Source organism: Acinetobacter sp. YH12134 (assembly GCF_013418555.1).
In the GTDB taxonomy this organism is placed as follows: domain Bacteria; phylum Pseudomonadota; class Gammaproteobacteria; order Pseudomonadales; family Moraxellaceae; genus Acinetobacter; species Acinetobacter indicus.
In genome coordinates this window covers 42,661-62,053 of record NZ_VPBT01000014.1, presented here as the reverse complement: position 1 = coordinate 62,053, position 19,393 = coordinate 42,661, and the positions used below count along the sequence as shown (strand labels likewise).

The following is a 19,393-nucleotide window of genomic DNA, read 5'->3' as shown; positions in this document are numbered from 1 at the left end:
TTCATCCGTATGATGTTTTATGGAAATACTTAAACAGGCGACCTATGGTCGAAATGAACTGCGCATTCAACAGCGTGAATTCTTGTTTCGTGGCTTTATTCAGGTTGAAAAAGTCAGTCTGAGCCATCGCCTGTTTAATCAAAACCACTATACACCGGTCATTCATCGGGAGTTGATTCAACGCCCGGAGGCAGCCGGTGTATTGTTATATGATGAAAAAAAACATAAATTTGCATTAATAGAACAATTTCGTATTGGGGCAATGGATGATCAGGATTCTCCCTGGCAACTCGAAGTCATTGCGGGCGTACTCGATGGTGATGAATCACCGGAAAGCTGCATTCGCCGTGAAACCCTAGAAGAATCAGGCTGCGAAGTTGAAGAACTGCAGCATCTGTTTACCTTCTATCCTTCTGCAGGAGCTTGTGCGGAAATCTTTCATTTATATAGTGCGAAAGTAAATTTGCCTGAACAAGGCGGTGTGTTTGGTCTTAGTGAGGAAGGCGAAAATATTCAATTGCATATTTTTGAGTATGAGCACTTACCGATCTTATTGGCCAATGGTCGGCTCAGGAATGCGCCACTGATCATCGCCCTGCAATGGTTACAACAACAAATTAAACCATAAGGAATGTCTAAGGGGTCAGGCATGACTTTTATAAGCAAAAATACACAAAGCTGGACCATCGTCCAGATTTCAGACACACATTTAATGGATCAGGAAGACCTTAAATTTGTGCAGATGAATCCGGAACACAGCTTTCATGGCATCATGCGTGATATTCAGCAACGTTATCCTGAGCTGGATGCCATTGTTCATACCGGGGATCTGGCACAGGTGCCAGTGCCGGCGACCTATGCGCGCTATCTGGCATTTATGCACCGCCTGAATATTCCGTTTTATCAGATTCCAGGCAATCATGATGAGGTGGAGTATTTTCCGTTTCACCAGCAGCAAAACCGGGTACATGCCATTCATTTGGGTCGCTGGACCATCATGCTGCTGAACAGTGCGGTCAAGAATCAGATTGATGGCCGGATTGAACCCTCCCAGCTCGCGCAACTGGACCAGCTGTTAACCGAACATGCCGGCCAGCATGTGATTCTGGCCTGTCATCATCATCCTTTTGCCATGCAGTCACATTGGGTCGATCAGCATAAACTGAAAAATACCGCAGATCTGACTGAAGTGATGGCCAAGCATCAGAATATTAAAGCGGTTTTATTTGGTCACGTGCATCAGGATTCGCTGAACATCTGGAACAATATTCCTTTTTATTCAACACCTTCGACTTCAGTGCAGTTTAAACCGCATAGTGATGATTTTGCCCTGGGACAGGAAGCACCGGGCTATCGGGTCTTGCATTTAAAGGACAATGGCGAGTTCGACACACAGGTACATCGTGTTGAAAATTTAGTCGGTCAAATAAATAATGAAATTTCAGGTTATTAACTTTTCATTTTAATCTTTTTGCTTTAAGTTATGGCTGCGAAGGAAAACGTGATACGACGAAATCCAAACATCAAAGACTATCAATATACATAAAAAGTCTATATGATGACGACCCCCGAAGGGATAATCTTCTCCTTGGGAGTGGATAAAAACACTTGCATATCACCATATTTTTTGCGTATAGATAATACGTATATGATGAGGAATGCCCTACATGGCGAATGACAACCAAAATCAAGTCTTGGACGAACAAACAGATGTTGTAGAGGAAAAATCTACAAAGCGCGTGCGTAAGACAAAGCCAAAGGCGTCAGAAGGTGGTTCTACTGCTAGCTTATTTGGTATTGAGCCTTATCAGCCGAAAAAAAATGAAGAATATATGTCTGAGGGCCAGCTTGAGCACTTCCGTCAGATTCTCTTGGCCTGGAAAGCCGAGCTGATGTCTGAAGTTGATCGTACGCTAAACACAATGCAAGATGAAAATACTGCATTGCCTGACGTAAACGACCGCGCCACTCAGGAAGAAGAGTTTGCTATCGAGTTACGTACCCGTGACCGTGAACGCAAACTGATCCGTAAAATTGAACAATCCATTGAAGCCATTAAAAACGATGACTACGGTTTCTGTGAAACCTGCGGAATCGAAATTGGTTTACGCCGTTTAGAAGCGCGTCCAACTGCGACTTTATGTATTGACTGCAAAACTTTGGCAGAAATCAAAGAGAAGCAAAATAACGGTTAAGCATGTCTATTCGTAATCCCTCCCTGCCCCTCCCCTTGATAAAGGGAGGGAAAGCTGAAGAGAATTACGTGGGCCGGTTTGCGCCATCGCCAACCGGCCCTTTGCATTTTGGTTCCCTCATTACCGCGGTGGCCAGTTATTGTGACGCCAAGGCCCAGCATGGGCGCTGGCTGGTCCGTATTGAAGACACCGACATTCCCCGTATTTATCCCGGCAGTGAAGCGCATATCCTACGTTCTTTAGATGCCTTTCAGTTCGAGCCGGATGGCGAGATTCTGTTTCAAAAAGACCGTTTGGCCATTTACGAAGACGTTCTTGAGCAACTCGCCGAGCAAGGCTGGGTCTATGCCTGTCAGTGCACGCGTAAAATGCTCGGTTCCAATCATATTTATGCTGGCACCTGTCGCAATCTGCAACTCCCCTTTGCACAGCAGGCCATCCGCCTGAAAGTGACCGATACAGACATCTGCTTTGAAGACCGCTTGCAGGGCCGGCATTGCTCCAACCTGCAACAAGATCTGGGGGATTTTGTCTTAAAACGCCGTGACGGGATTATTAACTATCAGCTGGCCGTGGTGGTCGATGACTATCTGCAAGGCATTACCGATGTCGTCCGCGGCGCAGACCTCTTGGACAATACCGAACGACAGATCTGGCTTGGGCGGGTGCTGGGCTATCCGGAACTGCGCTATCTGCATTTGCCGCTGGCCATGAATGATCAGGGACAGAAACTCTCCAAGCAGAACCTGGCCCAGCCACTGGATTTAAATCAGGCTCCTCTACTGTTACAACAGGCGCTCATGGCTTTGCACCAACCCCCGGTAGTTTTAGACACCCCGACGCGTATGCTGCAGCAAGCCATTGCCCAGTGGTCAATTGACGCCATTCCACATACAACTCAGCTACAGGGCAGCTACGCATAACTACACAATTTGCGCTAATCTAGAAAAAAATAACTGCAAGATGAGATTACTATGTTTTTTATTTTCGGGATTGGTCCAAAAACCAAAGTGCTGGAGAAAAACCAGTTTGTCTGTCCGGTCTGTCGCAGCCGCACCAGCTATGAACTGAAGCAGCAGCGCAATTATTTTTCCTTATTTTTTATTCCTTTAATTCCGCTGTCCAAAGCCAAAGGCAGCTTTGTCAAATGTCTGAACTGTAAAACGGAAATGCCAAGCACGGTGTTGCACCATGCTCAGCCAGATCCATTTCAGCAGAGCAATCTAGAAGCTTGATTCCTCACGGCTTGGATTGGTCTGCTGGGTAGTACTTTCAATCTTTAGAATCAGACTGACCATCACCGCACACATAATTAGTGATGAACCACCATAACTAATGAATGGCAGGGTCAACCCTTTGGTCGGCAACATGCCCATGTTCATGCCGGCATTCACCAGAATCTGTAACAGGAAGATGATGCTGATGCCATAGGCCAGATAACCGGCACGCAAGTACTGATGACGCAAGGCACGATGACCAATGCGAATACAGCAGACCAGCATAGTGAAAGACAGACTTAGCACCACCAGAATACCCAAAAAGCCAAATTCTTCGCCGAGTACCGCCAGCATAAAGTCAGTATGTGCTTCCGGCAGATAGGACATTTTCTGGATACTATGCCCCAACCCCACCCCGGCCCATTCACCCCGGCCAAAAGCCATTAAGGCATTTGACAGCTGATAACCGGCCCCGAGCGGATCATTCCACGGGTTAGAGAAAGACATCAAACGTTCAAAACGATAGGGTTCAAACACCACCAGGAAGGTAAACGCGCCCAGCATTGCACCCAAGGCAATCCCGAACTGAATCAGCGGTGCACCGGCCAGGAAGAACACGCCAAGCATGGTCAGCGCAATCACCACGGTCGCACCCAAATCCGGTTCTGCCATAATCAGGCCCACAGTCGCTGCCATAATTACCGCCAGCCGCACCAGACCTTTAATATTATTACGCACTTCTTCGGCACGACGTACCACGTAGTCGGCGGTAAAAATCGCCATCATCACCTTGGCCACTTCTGAAGCCTGCAAGGTAAACCCGGCCACCCGAATCCAGCGTTTGGAACCATTCACTTCGGTGCCAACCACCAGTACTGCAATCAGCAAGGCAATGGTAATAATCCATAAAAAGAAGGTGTTATTGAACCAGAGGTTTAAGGGAACTTTATACACGGTATAGGCGGCAATTAGCGCCACCGCAATTGAAATACCATGCCGCAGTACATAATGGAAGGCATTTTCATGCATACGCTCGGCATAGGGCATTGAGGCAGACGCCACCATAATCGAGCCGATACAGAGCAAGGCCAATACGCTAAAAATGAGCACATTGCGTACATTCACTTCGGCCGGTAACCGCGGCAACCAGCGCTCATAGACCTGATTGATTTTATTGATCGTTGTCTGAGCAAAGCCAGCCATATCCCAAATCCTTATTATTCTTGACCAAGTTCGTTGACATAAGTCACGAACTGACGACCACGTTCCGGATAGCCCGAGAACATATCAAAACTTGCACATGCAGGTGACAATAACACGACATCCTGCGGCTGGGTATGCTGCTGGCACAGTGTGACCGCCTGTTGCAGACTGTCGGCATGGAGCAGCGTGGTAGTGCCCTGTACTGCCGCTTCAATGAGTGCGGCATCTTCACCAATCAACACTGCCAGTTTGGCATATTGACTGAGCGCCTGACGCAGTGCCTTAAAGTCCTGGCCTTTGCCCTGCCCGCCTAAAATAATGGCCACCTGACCACCATACGGCTGAATTGCTGCACCCAAGCCTTCCAGTGCCGCAAGGGTGGCACCAATATTGGTGCCTTTGGAGTCGTTATAATAACGCACGCCTGCGACCTCTTTGACGAATTCACAGCGATGCTCCAGACCTTTAAAGCTTTTTAAAGTGTTCAGCATACTGTCCATCGGCAGGCCAATCGCTTCACCCAGCGCCAGACAGGCCAAGGCATTGGCAATATTATGCGTACCCTGAATATACATGTCGCTGCTTTTCAGCAGACGTTCACGGCCACGCGCCAGCCAAATGGTGCCATCTGTTTCTTTTAAAATACCGAACTGGTTGATATCTGGTGCGTTCAGGCCAAAGCTCTGCATAGGGGTGGTATCTGGCACCAGCGGACGGGTCAGTGCATCATCACGGTTATACACCACCTGTTTCACGCCCTGGAAAATACGGTGTTTGGCGGTGTGATAACCGAGCATGTCACCATGACGGTCCAGATGGTCTTCACTCATGTTCAGCACCACCGCCACTTCAGCATTCAGGTTTGAGGTGGTTTCTAACTGAAAGCTGGAAAGTTCCAGAATATACAGCTCCGGATCATCTTTGGTTAAATCCAGCGCCGGACGGCCCAGATTGCCTCCAACCGCGACCTTCTTGCCAGCATCGGCAGCCATCAGGCCAATTAGCGTGGTTACAGTACTTTTGGCATTGGAGCCGGTAATGGCCACAATTGGCTTGTCGGTAGCACGGCGCAAAATCTGGATTTCACTGACCACCGGAATGCCCTGTGCCATTGCCGCCTGAATTTCTGGCAGTTTTGGATCAAGCCCCGGACTGATGATAATTTCTTCAGCAGACAACAGCAGTTCCTGGTCAAACTGGCCAAAACTGGTCTGAACCTCGGCCGGAATCTGGTCATAGCCGGGGGGTGTCGCTCGAGAGTCTGTTACGGCAACGCGGTAGCCCTGATCATGCAAGAAGTTGACTGCTGCAACACCTGAAATGCCAAGACCTGCCACAACTTTTAATCCACCGCGTTGTATTAACATTTGAGCTCCATCAATGATTTGGATTTTAAACTGCGGAAATGTTAGCACTTTGGGGTTTTGAATGCTTTTTCTGTTTGCAGTTTCTGGAAAAAATTTTGTGTCAGTGCGTAAAAAAGCCGTCATAGAGATGACGGCTTTTTTGATGCTCAAGGGCTTACTTCCACTTGACCCCTTGTACTTCAGTTTTCTTGCTGGCCTGCTCCGACACCGGACAATCACAGCCACCGCCACAACCGGCAGCCATTTTCGGTCTGAACCATTTGCCCAGCGTGTGCCAGCCTTTTGCCGTACAGGCATCCGACAACTTCAGAAAGACTGAATTTGAAGTCTTCGGGAATACCTTTTTGAAGACCACCAGCGTGCTCCACATCACCAATACCGCCACAATCAATACTTCAATCATTTCAGTCTCCTTTTTTTGTTTCGGCTTAAGCCAACAGGTTGGATGCAATCTGATAGGTCAGGAATGACATCAAATAGGCCAGACCAAACAGATACACGGTCATAAAGCCCACTATTTTCCACGATGCCGTTTCACGGCGTACCGTGGCCAGCGTCGCCAGACAGTGCGGCGCATAAATAAACCAGACCAGTAGCGATAAACCGGTCGCCAATGACCAGCCCAAGTCACCACCGCTGCTGATGATGCTGGCCAGACCATCGGCCATGGCATCTTCATCCCCTGACAGGGCGTAAATGGTACCCAGTGCTGCCACCACCACTTCACGGGCTGCCATTGCTGGAATCAAGGCAATACAGATCTGCCAGTTAAAGCCCAGTGGGGCAAAAATTGGCTGCATGATATGGCCCAGCATCCCGGCAAAGGTATAATCAATCGCCGGCATGGTCGCGCCTTCTGGCGGCTGCGGGAAGGTACACAGGAACCAGAGCAGAATCGACAGGGCAAAGATGATGCCACCAACCCGTTTCAGGAAGATTCGGGCGCGATCCAGCAACCCAATCCAGACGTTTTTGATGTCCGGGAAACGGTAACTTGGCAGTTCCATCAACAGCATGTGATCGGACTTGTCTTTCTGGAAAAACTTCAGCACAAAAGACACGCCTAGCGCACTTAAAATACCAGCCATATACAGCGCAAACAGCACCAGACCCTGCAGGTTAAACAGGCCCCATACCGTTTGTTCCGGAATAAAGGCGGCAATTAACAGTGCATACACCGGTAAACGCGCGGAACAGGTCATCAGCGGTGCCACAAAAATAGTGGTTAAACGGTCACGCGGGTCGCTGATACTGCGCGTTGCCATAATCCCCGGAATCGCGCAGGCAAAGCTGGACAATAACGGAATAAAGGCACGGCCACTTAAACCGGCTTTAAACATCAGTTTATCCAGCAAGAATGCGGCACGCGGTAAATAACCCGATTCTTCCAGAACCAGAATAAAGAAGAACAGAATCAGAATTTGCGGCAGGAACACCACCACACCACCGGCGCCGGCAATAATCCCGTCCACCACCAGACTGTTCAGTAAAGGATGAGCAATACTGCCACCAATCACTTCACCCAGCCAGCCAAAGAAGGTTTCAATCCCGTCCATAAACGGGGCTGCCCAGGCAAAGACCGCCTGGAAAATGATAAACATCATGACTGCCAGACTGACCAGACCCAGCACCGGATGCAGGAACACCTTATCCAGGAAATCGGAACGTTTATCTTCCTGATCGACGTATTGCACCACATCATTCAGCAGGGTTTCGACCTTCTGATGGGCATCGCCTTTCAGACCGGTCAATTCGGTATGTGGCAGCGCATATTTACCCTGATCCAGCGCATTCATCAGGTTTTCAATCCCGGAACGGCGCACGGCCACGGTTTCTACCACCGGCACACCGAGGCGCTCAGACAGTTTCTGGGTGTTGATCTGCATGCCACGACGACGCGCTTCGTCCATCATGTTCAGCACCAGCAACATTGGACGACCCAGTTCAATCATTTCCAGTACCAGACCCAGATGCAGCTTCAGATTGGTGGCATCAACCACACACAGGAAAGCATCCTGCTGGCCTTCTTCTGCCAGTTTGCCCTGTACCACATCACGGGTAATGGCTTCGTCCGGGCTGGCAGCATTCAAACTATAAGTGCCAGGTAAATCCAGCACCCGTACCGGCTTGCCTGAAGGTAAATTAAAATGACCGACTTTACGTTCGACTGTTACGCCGGCATAGTTGGCAACTTTCTGGCGTGTACCAGTTAAATGGTTGAATAATGAGGTTTTACCGCAGTTAGGATTCCCTACAAGGGCAATACGTAAGGCATCACTCATGTAGTGACTCCATCTTCAATTTCAATTTTCTCTGCTTCATTTTTGCGTAAGGCAAAACGGGTAAAACCGACCTGAATCAGAATCGGGTCCCCGCCAAAAACACCTTTGGTAATGACCTGAACGCGCGTGCCCGGCACAAACCCCAATGTTTCCAGACGGCTGGCCACCAAGTCATTGTGTGACTCGCCCCCCTCATCCTGCCGGATAATCTGGCGGATAATGGCCGTCTGCTTTACCTTTAACTCTGATAAACGCACTGTGAAATTCCTAAGCTCTTTTAAATAGTATACAAACAAATGAGAATAATTAACAAATAAGGATTGATTACGTTTCCGTTCTTATATCACATCGACAGCCCGGAAAAATTACTCTACATTGGAGAATTCCAATGATCTTGATCGAATTCTTAAATTAAAGTGATCCACATGCTCAATAAAAAGCCCCGCATTCCTGCACCTGTCACCATTCCGGAACATTTAAGCTATTTGCAGGGCTTTCGCGATCATCTAGTAGCACAAACCGTCAGTCCACATACCCGCAATGCCTATCTGTCCGACTTAATGTTATGCAGTGCCTGCGTGCCCAGTTCGATGCTGGACTGGAGTCATGATGATATTTCCGATGTCCTGATTGAATTGACCAAACAGCAAAAAAGCCCACGTTCGATTGCCCGCTGCCTATCGGCCTTAAGGGCTTTTTATAAATTTCTGCGTGAACAGAAACTGCGCGCCGACAATCCGGTCGCCGCACATAAAACCCCAAAACTGGGCCGGGCCTTGCCCAAAGATCTGTCCGAAGCCGATGTTGAAGCGCTAATTCAGATACCGGATGTCAATACAGCGCTGGGCCTGCGTGACCGGGCCATGTTTGAAGTGCTGTATGCCTGTGGGTTACGGGTGTCTGAATTGCTGAATTTACGTCTGGAGCTGATTAACCTGAAACAGGGTTATTTGCGCATTGTCGGCAAAGGCAATAAAGAACGTCTGGTACCTTTAGGCCAGGTCGCCTGTGAATGGGTAGAACACTATCTGCAAGAGGCGCGGCCGCAGCTATATAAAACCAGCACCGATTATTTATTTCTGACCCAGCATGGCGGCATCATGAGCCGGCAGAACTTCTGGTATGCAATTAAACGCTATGCACTACAGGCCGGGATTCAGGCCGAATTATCGCCGCATACCTTACGCCATGCCTTTGCCACGCATCTGCTCAATCATGGCGCGGACCTGCGCGTGGTGCAAATGCTGCTGGGGCATAGCGACCTGTCGACCACACAAATTTATACCCATGTCGCGCAGATTCGCATGCAGAAGCTGCACGCGACCCATCATCCTCGCGCTTAAGCGCACTGCCGAAATACGACCAAGAAGTTTTCGATCGGTCATTTTTTTTTGTTATGCTAGCCTCCTTGTTTTTATATCGATAAGAAAAGGGTTAGCAATGACATTTACCCGCGCGAAAATTGTAATGGCCATGACACTTGCTGCAGGCTTGGGCCTGACGGCATGCTCGAGCAATAATGATGAGAAAAAACAAACCACGCTTACGGCCAGTGCACCGGCAACCGGGGAAGCCTCTACCCTTTCTGAACGTAATGCCCAGCAGCGTCTGGTCAAAACCCTGGAACAGCATTTTAAAACTGCTGGCATTCAGGCCAAAATCACTGAAGTTAAAACCACGGAAGTCCCGAATCTATACTGGGTCAGCCTGGAAGGCATGTCTGCGGTCTATGCCACCAGCGATGGCAAATACATTTTCCAGGGTGATGTGATCCGTTTAGGCGACAAACAGCTACATAACGTCGGTGAGAGCCTGCAAGCCGGCACCAATAAACAGATTTTTGCCAGCCTGAAAGAGCAGGATCTGCTGATCTATAAAGCCAAGGGCGAAACCAAACACGTCATTTATGTGTTTACCGATGTCAGCTGTCCATACTGCCACAAGCTGCATGAACATATGGATGAGCTGAACAGCAAAGGCATTGAAGTGCGCTATATTGCCTGGCCACGTGGTGAACAGTTTATTCCGGCCATGGAAAGCGTCTGGTGTAGCCAAGACCGCCATGCGGCCTTTGATCAGGCCATTGCCGGTGCTGAACTGCCTGCCGCCAGCTGCAAAACGCCAGTACGTGAACACTATCAGCTGGGTCTGAATATCGGGGTGAACGGTACCCCGGCAATCTATAGTGCAGACGGGGTTTACCTCGGTGGTTATCTGTCGCCAAGCGAATTGCTGAAGCGTTTAAATAACTAATTCTAATGGGTTAAATTACTGTTTTTTATAGATCAAGAGAAAGTGATTTCTACGCTAGAGTCTTCAGCTTTTTTTAGCTATGATCTAAGCTCGCTTAAAATTGATTAAATATGGAGTGTGACGTGAAACCAGTTCGTCTGGCAATCCTCGGTCTTGGTACTGTGGGTGGTGGTGCCCTTAAACTATTAAAAGAAAATGCTGCTGAGATTAAACGTCGCACCGGTCGTGAAATTGAAATTACCTATGTCGGCACCCGTCGTCCGCGTCCAGACCTGAACCTGCCAGAAACGGTCAAACAAAGCTCGGATCTGCTGGATATCGTGCGTCAACCGGATGTAGATGTCGTGGTTGAAGTCATGGGTGGGATTCATCCTGCATATGAAGTCATTATGGAAGCGATGAAACACGGCAAACATATTGTCACCGCAAACAAGGCCTTGCTGGCTGAACACGGCAACGAACTATTTAAAGCCGCGGATGATCATGCCGTTCAGATCGCTTATGAAGCTGCGGTAGCTGGTGGTATTCCAATCATCAAGGTGATTCGTGAAGGTCTGGCCGCGAACAAGATTGAATGGCTGGCGGGTATCATTAACGGTACCGGTAACTTCATCTTAAGCGAAATGCGTGAAAAAGGCCGTGCCTTTGCCGATGTGCTGAAAGAAGCGCAAGAGCTGGGTTATGCCGAAGCCGATCCAACCTTCGACGTTGAAGGTATTGATGCAGCACACAAGCTGACTATCTTAGCCTCATGTGCATTTGGTATTCCGCTACAATTTGACAAGGTGTATACCGAAGGCATTAGCAAAATTACCGCGCAAGATGTCAAATATGCCGAAGATTTAGGTTTCCGCATCAAGCATTTAGGGATTGCACGCCGTACCGATGCCGGTATTGAATTGCGTGTGCATCCAACCCTGATTCCTGAAGAAGAACTGATTGCCAATGTGAATGGCGTGAAAAATGCGGTGCTGGTGCAGGCCAATGCAGTCGGTCCAACCCTGTATTATGGCGCCGGTGCCGGTGCAGGCCCAACCGCTTCAGCAGTGGTTGCTGACGTGGTCGATATTGTCCGTGACATCTCCTATACCGAAGACGGTGCAGGAACAATTCCGCAACTGGCCTTCGAAGCCTTAACCGACTTGCCAATTTTAAGCCGTGAACAGATGACCACGGGTTACTATATTCGCATTAATGCCGAAGACCAGACCGGTGTACTGGCCGATGTCACCACTATTTTAAGCCGTGCCGGTATCAGTATTGATGCCATCATGCAGCAATCTCGCTTAAAAGACCTTATTCCTATCGTGATTCTGACTGACCCAGTTCAGGAATCAAAAATGGATGAAGCGTTACAACAAATTCAAGCTTTGCCTGTGATTCATGGCGAAATTGTACGAATTCGTTTAGAATCGCTTGATAATTAATCGGGTCAAGGGGAATATTTCCCCTTGCCAAGCTCTACACACAATTGGAACATCATCATGTCGAATGCCAATCGTTATACTGGTTTAGTTGACCGTTATCGTGACCGTTTACCAGTGTCTGCAACTACACGTGCAATCTCTCTCGGTGAAGGGAATACCCCGCTAATCAAGCTTGAGAACATTCCACGTATTATTGGCAAGAACGTTGAAATTTATGTGAAGTATGAAGGCTTAAACCCGACAGGTTCATTTAAAGACCGTGGTATGACCATGGCCGTAACCAAAGCGGTTGAAGAAGGTTCAAAAGCCATTATCTGTGCCTCCACCGGTAACACTTCTGCAGCGGCAGCAGCCTATGCAGCGCGTGCTGGTATCAAAGCGTTTGTGCTGATTCCTGAAGGCAAAATTGCCATGGGTAAAATGGCACAGGCCATGATGTACGGTGCCATCACCATGCAGATTCGCGGTAACTTTGACGATGGTATGCGTCTGGTGAAAGAAGTGGCCGATCAGGCTCCGGTAACCATCGTAAACTCGATCAACCCGTACCGTCTGCAAGGTCAAAAGACCATTGCCTACGAAATCGTGGATGAACTCGGCCGTGCACCAGACTACCACTGCCTGCCAGTTGGTAACGCGGGCAACATCACTGCACACTGGATGGGTTATACCGAAGCTGTGGCTAACCAGCCTGCAGACCAGTTTGAACAAGTGGTTTATGATGCGGCAACGGATGCCTTTACTGGTCCAAAACCGGAAGGTTTACCAGTTATGGTCGGTTATCAAGCCTCTGGCGCTGCGCCATTCTTACGTGGTGCACCAGTTGAAAACCCGGAAACTGTAGCCACTGCAATCCGTATTGGTAACCCGCAAAGCTGGAACCATGCCAAAGCTGTAGTTCGTGATTCACAAGGCTGGTTCGATGAACTGACCGATGCGGAAATTCTGGAAGCTCAGCGCATGCTGTCCATGTACGAAGGCGTATTTGTTGAGCCTGCATCTGCAGCATCCATTGGCGGCGCGATGCGTGACATTAAAGCCGGTAAAATTGCAGAAGGTTCAGTAATTGTATGTACTGTTACTGGTAACGGTCTGAAAGACCCAGACACTGCAATGAAACAGTGCCAGGATGCGGTGATGCTGTCGATTGACGCTACCATGGATCAGGTTCGTGATTCTATCCTTTCAAACATGGATCAATAATTCCGGTTTGAAACAAAAATCCCTGCTCATGCAGGGATTTTTTTATGGCTGAGGTTTTAAGTTCTGCACGATTTCGCACAGAACAGTTCAGCTTAAATCCGTTTTGGTAACTGGCTGGTCCAGGACATTAAACGGGTGGCATCGTTATTACGCGCCTGGGTATTGCTGGCCCCTAAAATAATCACCACCGCCGGACGTGAATTTAAAGTGGTGTGCATCACCAGACAACGCCCTGCTTCATTAATAAAGCCGGTTTTAGACAGGTTAATATTCCAGCCACCATTACGCACCAGCGAATTGGTATTGTTCGATTTCAGCACCCGATAACCTAGGTTAAAGTCATAGCTTGGCGTGGTCGAAAACTGGCGAATCAGGCCATATTGTGACGCGGTACTGACCAGAATACCTAAATCACGCGCCGATGATACATTGCGTGGGTCCAAACCGGTCGATTCGGTAAAGCGAGTCGAATGCATGCCCAGCTCACGCGCTTTGTTGTTCATGGCAGCCACGAACGCGCTGCGTCCACCTGGATAGGTACGCGCCAGCGCTGCTGCGGCCGGGTTTTCTGATTTCATTAAGGCAAATAATAAGGCTTCAGCACGGTTCATCTTGTCGCCCACACGCAGGGTCGAACTCGAGTTCTTGCCTGCTGCACCGGCAAAATCAATCTGCTGCAAGGTAATTTGCTCAGACATATTTAAACGCGCATCCGCCGTCACTACCGCAGTCATCACTTTGGTAATTGAAGCAATCGGCAACGCGGTATTGGTATTTTTACTGTACAGCACTTCACCGGTATTGGCATCCATCACCAGTGCGGCACGTGCGTTCACAGTGGGCTGGTTGCTATAGGATGCAGTATCCAGAATCGGGCTGGTTCTACTGACCGTGCTGGCGGGCGCCAGTGTGCTGGAACTGCGTACCGTGGTGGTAATTTTGGTTGAGCCTTGTGGTGACGGTTCCACCACCTGCTCGGTCACAGAAGTCGTGGCGGTGGTCATCACATCGCCATTCAGCAGCTGGTTGGCTTCTTCAGATGACCAGCTTAGCGTTGCCTGGGCGTTACTCCCCGAGGAAGGGTTCATGACGATTTCAGCAGTACTGACTGAACTCATGCCGAGCAGAACCGATGCTCCCAGCACATGCATTAATAACTTCTTAGAATTTTTCACTATTGCTTACTCAACTCAGGGAGGTAAGATACATTTGCGTATTACCTCAAATATGCCTTACATTTACAACACAGCACGGAACCAATTTTAGCCTCCGACATTGTGCAGAATTTTTCACTTTAGGTTAAGAATAGGATGGCCAATTTTGTCAGTTGATTGCAAGCTAATTTTGCTATATGTAACAAAAAAGATGATTTTAGTGAGAGGGAGAGTCTAGGTGATCACAGTTTTAGTGGTAGATGATCATGAATTGGTTCGTACCGGCATCTGCCGTATGCTCGAAGACCACACCGATGTTCAGGTCATTGGACAAGCTGAATCTGGGGAAGAAGCCATTAATCTGGTGCGCCAGCATCATCCCAATGTGGTCCTGCTTGACGTGAACATGCCGGGCATTGGCGGGGTGGAAACCACGCGCCGTTTATTACAGACTGCCCCGGAAACCAAGGTATTGGCGGTCAGTGGTCTGGCCGAAGAACCCTATCCTTCTTTATTACTCAAAGCCGGTGCCAAAGGCTATATCACCAAAGGTGCACCTGTCTCGGAAATGGTGCGTGCCATTAAAAAAGTCATGCAGGGCGGTAAATATTTTAGTGCCGATATTGCCGAGCAACTGGCCAGTTCCTACCTGTCAGACACCCAACAATCACCGTTCGACAGCCTGTCGGAACGTGAAATGCAGGTGGCAATGATGGTGGTGAACTGTATTAGCGCGCAGGAAATTGCTGACAAGCTGTTCGTCAGCGTGAAAACCGTAAACACCTATCGCTACCGTATTTTTGAAAAACTGAATATCGACAGTGATGTCAAACTGACCCATCTGGCCATTCGCTACGGATTAATTAAACCTTAAGCGGTTTAAGCCTCATGGATATCCGCCGTACGCAAGCTGAACTGAACCAGTACCATCTCGGGCTATGGTACGGGGCGTATCGGCTGATAATTGCCTTCTGTTTGCTGCTGATTTATTTACTCACCACTCAAACTCTCAATCATGATTATCAGCATCCACGGCTGTATGCCGCCAGTCTGGTGCTGTATTTTATTTTTAGCTGTGCCCAGCTGCTGTATTTTCGCTATGTCCGGCACAGGATTCCGCTACAACTCACGCTGATTTTCAGTGTTGATGTACTGGTGCTCAGCAGCCTGACCTTTGCGCTGGATGGACCGAGCCTGCATTTAAGCCTGCTGTTTGTGATTGCGATTTTCGCCGCGACGTTATTGCTGGAAAAAAGCAAGGCGCTGTTCATTACCCTGGTGGCAATGATTTGTGTCACCTATCAGCATTTTGTTGGCACATTACTGGATTTTTCCTCTCTGGATCGCATCGGGCAAAGTGCCCTGCTCTCGTTCCTGTTTTTTATTATTTACCGTTTTGGCCAGATTGCCGTCCGCCGTTTCCAGATTCTGGAGCACCTGAACTTTTCCCAATCACTGGAACTGAACCGGCTAAAGAATATTAACCGCTATATTCTGGAACAGACCGATATGGGCTATCTGGTGCTGGATGAAAACTGCCATATTATGGTCAGTAATCCGGCCGCCTGCCATTTGCTGGGTATTAATCCGCTGTATGCTTTCGACAAATATCCACTGTATAAAGTACAGCCCGACCTATTTCAATTATTGCAGTTTGACCAGCTCTCTAACGGCGAAAAATTCCAGTTTGAATCGCAGCTCAGTCATTTCCTGATCCAGATTCAGGTACAAAAGCTGGTGGTGCCGCAGCAGACCTTAACCTTGCTGGTGCTGCAGGATGCACGGCAAATCAACCAGCGTGTGCAGCAACTGAAACTGGCAGCACTGGGCCAGCTTTCGGCCAGTATTGCCCATGAAATCCGTAATCCGCTGGCGGCCATTGTCCAGGCCAATCGCTTGCTGGCCGGCAGCGATCCCGATCAGCAGCAGATGCTGAGCCAGATGATTGACAAGCAGTCGCAGCGCATTGACAAGATCATTGATGACACCCTGAGCATGGTGAAAAATAAGGAAACCACACCGGTGCAGATTGATCTGGCGCGTTTTATTCCGCAGCTGATCCAGGATGATCTGGCCGATCTGGCCAGCCAGATTCAGGTCAGCCAGCCCGAACCTCTGCAGATTCTGTTTGATGAATCCCAGCTGCGTCAGGTGCTGATTAACCTGATCCGTAATGCCCAGCGCCACAATGCGCCGGATCATCCGATTGAACTGCAACTTTATCGCCAGCAGGACACGGTCTATATGGATGTCAAAGATTATGGCAGCGGCGTGGCTTCACATGATATTCGCTACCTGTTTCAACCATTTTTTAGTACCGAAATTAGTGGAACTGGTTTAGGATTATACTTATCACATAGTTTCTGCGAGGCCAATCGGGCCAAGTTGCGCTATGTAGAACAAAAACAAGGAGCATGTTTCAGGATTGAATGCTCACCTGTTGACGTAAATAAATAGTTTTTTGGGGAAGTTTAGTGGAACAACCACTCGTTCTCTTCGTCGATGACGAGGAAGATTTATGCACGCTCATGCAAATGACATTGGCGCGCATGGGGATTCAAACACACGTGGCACACCGGCTGGAGCAAGCACGTCAGCTGCTGTCCAGTCATCACTATGACGCCTGCATCACCGATCTGAATTTACCTGATGGCAATGGCCTGCAACTGGTCGAGCTGATTGCCCAGCATTTTCCGCAGCTGCCGGTTGCGGTGCTGACGGCCTATGGCAATATGGAAATTGCCATTGCCGCACTCAAAGCCGGGGCCTTTGATTTTGTCAGCAAACCGATTAACCAGAAACACCTCGAACAATTGCTGGAAAAAGCACTGAATCAGCCGCTGTTTAAAGCACATAGTCAGGAAGCGGACCAGCTGGAACAGCGGATGCTGATCGGGCAATCTCTACCGATTCAGCAACTGCGCACCACCCTGAAAAAAATTGCCCGCTCGCAGGCACCGGTGTTTATTAGCGGTGAATCAGGCACCGGGAAAGAAGTGGTGGCCAATCTGGTGCATCGCCTCAGCAACCGCAGTGACGGGCCTTTTATTGCCATCAACTGTGGCGCGATTCCGGGCGATTTGATGGAAAGCGAATTCTTCGGCCATAAAAAAGGCAGCTTTACCGGTGCAGCGCAGGACAAACAGGGCCTGATTCAGTCAGCACACGGCGGTAGCCTGTTTCTGGATGAAATTGCCGAACTGCCGCTCAATATGCAGGTAAAACTGCTGCGCGCGGTGCAGGAAAAACGGATTCGTCCGGTCGGTTCCGATACGGAAATTGATGTTGATTTCCGGATTATCAGCGCCAGCCATCAGGACCTGGAAGCATTAGTCCAGCAAGGCCGGTTCCGTCAGGATCTGTTCTTCCGGATTCATGTGATGGATATTGTGCTGCCGCCACTGCGTGAGCGCGGTCAAGATATTTTATTGCTGGCCCAGCATTTTATTCAGAAAATTGCCCAGGAATGGGATATACACAGCAAAACCCTGTCAGAACGTGCCCAGCAGTTTTTGCTGGAACAGTATTATCCGGGTAATGTGCGTGAGCTGCGCAATATCATCGAACGTGCCATGACCTTGAGTGATGATGATGTGATTGATCTGCCACATCTGCAAACTGCACCCTTACGCAAGATGGCACCGCTGGCCGAGCCAGAAGCTGACCCAGCAACACCGGTTACAGCCGATGCCCTGCCTGCTGCTCCGCGTAAACTGCCGGAAGAAGGACTGGAGCTGTTTCTGGAGAAAATTGAAAAAGAGATTTTGCTGAATGCGCTGAATCTGACCCATTGGAACCGGACTTTGGCTGCGAAAAAACTGGGGATGTCGTTTCGTTCCCTGCGTTATCGGCTAAAGAAGTTCGGGCTGGATACCGATGAATAAGGTGCGAACCCTGCGCCTATTTATGACTTAACAGCAGCTCTGCAACATGGTCCAGATAATTGTCTTCTTTCATATCCTGTTGCAGTGCATAACGCTGGTTCGGTTCAATCCCGACCCCTTCAATCATTTTGCCTTGCGGGGTGTAATAGTGGGAAACGGTCATTTGCAGGGCGGTGCCATCTGACAGCGGAAACAGCTTCTGTACCACCCCTTTGCCATAACTTTTTTCACCAATCACCCAGGCACGGCCATGATCTTTTAAGGCCGCAGTAAATACTTCTGCAGCCGAGGCCGAACGCTGGTTAATCAGCACACCGACCTTTAGATTCTGGAATTCAAAACTCGGTAAAGCCTGAAATTGCTGGTCGCCTTCAGCGCGGCTTTTGGTAGAAACAATCACGCCCTGATTCAAGAACAGATCGGCCGATTCAACCGCCGAGGACAGCAAACCGCCCGGATTATTGCGCAGGTCAAACAGCACTGCCTTTAACCGAGGCGTACTGTACTGTTCGATCAGTTCCTTGATTTCATTGGCAGTATCTTGCTGGAAGACTTTGACTTTAATCAGTAACACCTGATTACTCAGCATCTGCGCCTGAATATCGGTTTCGACTTTTCTGTTGCGTACCAGACGAATCGGCTGCGCGCTTGCGGTCAGTTGCAAGGTGATATTGGAGCCAACCGCGCCCATCAACAAGGCATTGACCTGATCCTGATTGAGCTTTTGCAGTTCCTGATTGTCGATTTTAAAAACCGAAATACCATTACGCAGGCCTTGTTTGGCCGAGTCGGCATCGGGTCTTAAATTATGAATCTGCCATTGATGCTGCTGGGCATCGTAACGTAAATTAAAATCGACCGAGGCCAGATCGCCTTCGGTATATTGCACCAAGGCACGGTAATCTTCGGCATTCAGATAACGCGAATACTGGTCCAGTCCGGAAACCAGACCTTGAATGGCTTGAGCAAACAAAGCTTCGTCACTTTTTTCCGTGACATAATTGGCTTTGACCAGCCCATAAATTTTGACAAACTGCTGGATCGATTCGACCGGCACTTCAACATAGTCCTGCTCGGTAGTTTCTTCCAGTGCAAGCGGATCTTGATCTTCTGCCGCCCAGACAGGCAGGTTCACACACATCATCAATGTTGTTGCAACAAGCATGCGTTTCCAGTGTGGAACCATCCTTTCACCTATCTGTTGGCAG

The 19,393-nt window shown here is 49.0% G+C and carries 19 protein-coding genes; 12 read left to right on the top strand and 7 right to left on the bottom strand.

The window, feature by feature from the left end; all coding sequences use genetic code 11:
• The first annotated feature begins 19 nt into the window (after window positions 1-19).
• From FTU69_RS09445 to FTU69_RS09425, 5 genes are all read left to right on the top strand, one after another.
• A complete protein-coding gene (locus tag FTU69_RS09445) occupies window positions 20-628 on the top strand; it encodes an NUDIX domain-containing protein (RefSeq protein ID WP_005181612.1) in 609 nt (202 codons plus the stop codon).
• 21 nt (window positions 629-649) lie between these two features.
• Window positions 650-1,453, top strand: coding sequence for a metallophosphoesterase (locus FTU69_RS09440; protein ID WP_168384668.1), 804 nt, complete (start codon window positions 650-652; stop codon window positions 1,451-1,453).
• 214 nt (window positions 1,454-1,667) lie between these two features.
• Window positions 1,668-2,195, top strand: a complete 528-nt coding sequence (dksA, locus tag FTU69_RS09435) for an RNA polymerase-binding protein DksA (protein WP_016659695.1) — start codon at window positions 1,668-1,670, stop codon at window positions 2,193-2,195.
• 2 nt (window positions 2,196-2,197) lie between these two features.
• A complete protein-coding gene (gene gluQRS, locus FTU69_RS09430; protein ID WP_257223630.1) occupies window positions 2,198-3,118 on the top strand; it encodes a tRNA glutamyl-Q(34) synthetase GluQRS in 921 nt (306 codons plus the stop codon).
• 51 nt (window positions 3,119-3,169) lie between these two features.
• Window positions 3,170-3,430, top strand: a complete 261-nt coding sequence (locus tag FTU69_RS09425; protein WP_075167819.1) for a zinc-ribbon domain-containing protein — start codon at window positions 3,170-3,172, stop codon at window positions 3,428-3,430.
• Here FTU69_RS09425 and ftsW read toward each other — a convergent pair.
• The 5 genes from ftsW to FTU69_RS09400 form a co-directional block, all read right to left on the bottom strand.
• Complete coding sequence (gene ftsW / locus FTU69_RS09420; RefSeq protein WP_075167820.1) at window positions 3,419-4,615, bottom strand: putative lipid II flippase FtsW; 1,197 nt, start codon at window positions 4,613-4,615, stop codon at window positions 3,419-3,421. The genes FTU69_RS09425 and ftsW overlap by 12 nt on opposite strands.
• A 14-nt stretch (window positions 4,616-4,629) precedes the next feature.
• Window positions 4,630-5,982: a UDP-N-acetylmuramoyl-L-alanine--D-glutamate ligase gene (gene murD / locus FTU69_RS09415; RefSeq protein ID WP_180103792.1), complete on the bottom strand. Its 1,353-nt coding sequence runs from the start codon at window positions 5,980-5,982 to the stop codon at window positions 4,630-4,632.
• A gap of 154 nt (window positions 5,983-6,136) precedes the next feature.
• A complete protein-coding gene (locus FTU69_RS09410; protein ID WP_016659699.1) occupies window positions 6,137-6,385 on the bottom strand; it encodes a DUF6587 family protein in 249 nt (82 codons plus the stop codon).
• 25 nt (window positions 6,386-6,410) lie between these two features.
• Complete coding sequence (locus tag FTU69_RS09405) at window positions 6,411-8,264, bottom strand: ferrous iron transporter B (RefSeq protein ID WP_180103791.1); 1,854 nt, start codon at window positions 8,262-8,264, stop codon at window positions 6,411-6,413.
• Window positions 8,261-8,521, bottom strand: coding sequence for a FeoA family protein (locus FTU69_RS09400; protein ID WP_005181588.1), 261 nt, complete (start codon window positions 8,519-8,521; stop codon window positions 8,261-8,263). The genes FTU69_RS09405 and FTU69_RS09400 overlap by 4 nt, the downstream gene beginning before the upstream one ends.
• Window positions 8,522-8,689: 168 nt before the next feature.
• On the opposite strand from FTU69_RS09400, the gene xerD reads away from it, so the two are divergent.
• The 4 genes from xerD to thrC all read left to right on the top strand — a co-directional run bounded on the left by xerD (window position 8,690) and on the right by thrC (window position 13,147).
• Window positions 8,690-9,607: a site-specific tyrosine recombinase XerD gene (gene xerD / locus FTU69_RS09395; RefSeq protein WP_180103790.1), complete on the top strand. Its 918-nt coding sequence runs from the start codon at window positions 8,690-8,692 to the stop codon at window positions 9,605-9,607.
• Window positions 9,608-9,704: 97 nt separating this feature from the next.
• Window positions 9,705-10,517: a DsbC family protein gene (locus FTU69_RS09390; RefSeq protein WP_104473377.1), complete on the top strand. Its 813-nt coding sequence runs from the start codon at window positions 9,705-9,707 to the stop codon at window positions 10,515-10,517.
• A gap of 122 nt (window positions 10,518-10,639) precedes the next feature.
• A complete protein-coding gene (locus FTU69_RS09385) occupies window positions 10,640-11,944 on the top strand; it encodes a homoserine dehydrogenase (protein WP_016659702.1) in 1,305 nt (434 codons plus the stop codon).
• Between the two features lie 57 nt (window positions 11,945-12,001).
• On the top strand, window positions 12,002-13,147 hold the full coding sequence (gene thrC, locus FTU69_RS09380; protein ID WP_005181581.1) for a threonine synthase: 1,146 nt from the start codon (window positions 12,002-12,004) through the stop codon (window positions 13,145-13,147).
• A gap of 92 nt (window positions 13,148-13,239) precedes the next feature.
• On the opposite strand, the gene FTU69_RS09375 is transcribed toward thrC, so the two are convergent.
• The gene (locus FTU69_RS09375) at window positions 13,240-14,322 is read right to left on the bottom strand and encodes a serine hydrolase (RefSeq protein ID WP_180103789.1); all 1,083 of its coding nucleotides are present in this window, start codon (window positions 14,320-14,322) and stop codon (window positions 13,240-13,242) included.
• 217 nt (window positions 14,323-14,539) lie between these two features.
• On the opposite strand from FTU69_RS09375, the gene FTU69_RS09370 reads away from it, so the two are divergent.
• The 3 genes from FTU69_RS09370 (at window position 14,540) to FTU69_RS09360 (ending at window position 18,185) form a co-directional block, all read left to right on the top strand.
• Window positions 14,540-15,175: a response regulator gene (locus FTU69_RS09370; protein WP_005181577.1), complete on the top strand. Its 636-nt coding sequence runs from the start codon at window positions 14,540-14,542 to the stop codon at window positions 15,173-15,175.
• 14 nt (window positions 15,176-15,189) lie between these two features.
• Window positions 15,190-16,758 (top strand): PAS domain-containing sensor histidine kinase, encoded by a 1,569-nt coding sequence (locus FTU69_RS09365; protein WP_075167826.1) that lies wholly within the window; start codon window positions 15,190-15,192, stop codon window positions 16,756-16,758.
• Between the two features lie 71 nt (window positions 16,759-16,829).
• A complete protein-coding gene (locus FTU69_RS09360) occupies window positions 16,830-18,185 on the top strand; it encodes a sigma-54 dependent transcriptional regulator (RefSeq protein ID WP_171526345.1) in 1,356 nt (451 codons plus the stop codon).
• A gap of 16 nt (window positions 18,186-18,201) precedes the next feature.
• On the opposite strand, the gene FTU69_RS09355 is transcribed toward FTU69_RS09360, so the two are convergent.
• On the bottom strand, window positions 18,202-19,371 hold the full coding sequence (locus tag FTU69_RS09355; RefSeq protein WP_005181572.1) for a S41 family peptidase: 1,170 nt from the start codon (window positions 19,369-19,371) through the stop codon (window positions 18,202-18,204).
• Window positions 19,372-19,393: the final 22 nt, after the last annotated feature.